This window comes from Oleiphilus sp. HI0043 (assembly GCF_001634935.1).
Map to the genome: position 1 here is coordinate 1 of NZ_LWEY01000837.1, position 2,496 is coordinate 2,496.

Sequence of the window (2,496 nt, forward strand, 5' to 3'; positions counted from 1 at the left end):
TATACTGACATCAAAGTAACAAAGAAAAAATGCACATAACCAACAGCTCAAACGGACTCCGTAACAATCGCATCATTTTTGTTCCAAAAATGCCGCCATTGTTACTCCTCCGTTTAGCTGGGCGTTAGATGCCCCATGTGCTCACAGCCTCTCCAAAAGAACAAGACTGTTCATTTTTAAAGGGTTAGTTTAATCTTTCGAAAAATATATACATTGGAGAAAACTGTGAAAAACTGGTTATTCTTATCCGCTGCTATTATTTGTGAAGTAATTGCAACATCCAGTCTTAAGTCTAGTGAAGGTTTTACTAAAATCGCCCCATCGCTGCTTGTTATTATTGGCTATGGCGCTGCTTTCTATTTACTTTCACTTACTCTGAAATCAATCCCTGTTGGTATTGCATATGCAGTTTGGTCAGGGCTTGGCATAGTTTTAGTAACTCTAGTCGCATGGTTCATGCACGGGCAAAAACTTGACCTTTGGGGGTATGTTGGCATGGGTTTAATCGTTGGTGGCGTTGTTGTTCTCAACTTGCTTTCAAAAACCAGTGCACATTAGTCCAGTATGCATCTAACAAGTTGCACCAGTCGGAAAACCTCCGCTCCGCGGCTTTGTGCATTCGCTTCGCTCATTGTTGCACAAAGCCACTACACTACAGTTTCCGCTNNNCNANGCGTTGGTATGACTCCCCACGTCAAGAGGCCCGCACAAAATCCTGCCGGAACCTCGGCCAGAGCCTTTCTTTTTAATTAACATTCTTCCCGTTAGGGAAGCGTCAACGCATCAGATGAAGCAAGTAATTTCGACGGTGATCATGCTGGTATTCGTGGGTTGCTAACGCGACGCGTTAACCTATCCAACCTTACTTATTACGTCGTGGTGCCTGTCTTCAGTCTATGCTCGTGGATCAATGTACTGCTAGCTCATTGCCAACCTAACGCCTTCGGTGATTGCACCACAGCCGCTGCTTGATCTTTTGCATTGACGCTAAACTTGTTCATGTATTATTCCTTATCTACTTAAGCGGGTACGCGTGAGATTCGTGTTTTTGGATCTATTCTGGGTAAGGTGACTTCCTTCGAGATTGACCAGATATAAGCTATCAGTTCTCGTGCGATCGCCGTTACCACGACACTTCGATGTTTACCTTTGTGTATTAGTCGTTGATATCGTCTACATAATCTCTGTTGTGCTTGCCAAGCTTGATCAATTACCTCTTTCGGCAATCCTTCCTGCCTGAGCTGTAATTCCTTCGATATCTTTGCGGGATAGCGATAGCTATGTGCAGCCTCAACTAACAATCTCCTCGCTCGCCCATTTCCACACTTGGTGATCGCGCCTAAGTGTCGTTTTCCTCCACTTGAATGTTCGGAGGGCGTCGTTCCGATATAACTCATCAGTTTTCTAGGGCTATCAAATCGTGTTAAGTCTCCTAGCTCTACAATGACACCAGTGGCGGTGAGCAGTCGAACGCCTCTCAAGGCTTGTATCGCTTTCACAACCGGATAATATCGCCATTGCTTCACGTGATGGGCGAGTTCATTGTCCAGACGCTCTAGTCGAGCATTGCGTTCTGAAATGGTTTGAATCATCTCTTGCAAGACAAATTGCTGACTAGGATGAGGTAAGATGATCTCTGTTAACCAACGAAGGTGTTTTAAGCTCCAATTTGATTTGCCTGAATAGTTAATATGGTTTCTGAGCAGCAAGGCTTTTAGCTGGAAACGTGCATTATTCAAATCATGCATTGCACGCTCACGTGCTCGAGATAGATCTCGTATTGCTTCATCTGCGGGTTCAGGAACGTAAATCGGATCAAGGTCGCCATTACGAACCAAACGAGCTAAATCTTGTGCATCGCGTTTATCTGTTTTCACGCGTTGTCCGGGTTTCTTTGGAATCAGTGATGGCGCAACAACATAGCAACAATGGCCTAAGCTTGTCAGCAATCGATAAATCCAGTAGCCACAGGGGCCTGCTTCATAAACAAAATGCAGGGTAGCCTGCGGGTATTTGCTTTCAAACTGTCTTGCCATCTTGGTAAGTGATACTTTGGCTGAAGAAACTCTTCCAAGGTGTTTTACTTCTGAGCCTCGTTGATCTTCGCAATATGCGACTTCGGTGAACTCCTTATGGGTGTCCAATCCGACAAAAATTATGGTATTGTTTTTCATGGTGCTGGCCTCCGCTTATATGGTATGACACATATATTATGGCTCTGGCTTTGCTAACCCACGATAGGAGGTCAGCACTCTTTTGGGACGTGGGGAGTCATTATGTCTAAATGTTTTTTGGCTCTTAAGGTTTAGGGCTCAATATTCGGCAGGGAATGCTCGTTTCTTATCATGTATTCCTCCGTTTAAAGTTTTAGGGTAGGTGGCACGTTTTCCCACTGTTCCGCTCTGCTGTTTAAGTTTCTCAGGCACATTTGAATTTGTAGAGGCTTCGTCGGTGGTGTGTTCCTAGGGAGTCCGGTAAAGTCGCCATCTAAGGTGT

General features: G+C 44.8%; 2 protein-coding genes. One reads left to right on the top strand and one right to left on the bottom strand.

Annotated elements, in window-relative coordinates; translation table 11 throughout:
- The first annotated feature begins 225 nt into the window (after positions 1–225).
- Positions 226–558 carry a Qac family quaternary ammonium compound efflux SMR transporter gene (locus A3729_RS09485; RefSeq protein WP_068511193.1) on the top strand — a complete coding sequence of 111 codons (333 nt, stop codon included), beginning with the start codon at positions 226–228 and terminating at the stop codon, positions 556–558.
- Between the two features lie 461 nt (positions 559–1,019).
- Here the strand turns inward: A3729_RS09485 and A3729_RS09490 are convergent, their stop codons facing one another.
- The gene (locus A3729_RS09490; protein WP_068510169.1) at positions 1,020–2,174 is read right to left on the bottom strand and encodes an IS110 family transposase; all 1,155 of its coding nucleotides are present in this window, start codon (positions 2,172–2,174) and stop codon (positions 1,020–1,022) included.
- Between the last annotated feature and the right edge of the window lie 322 nt (positions 2,175–2,496).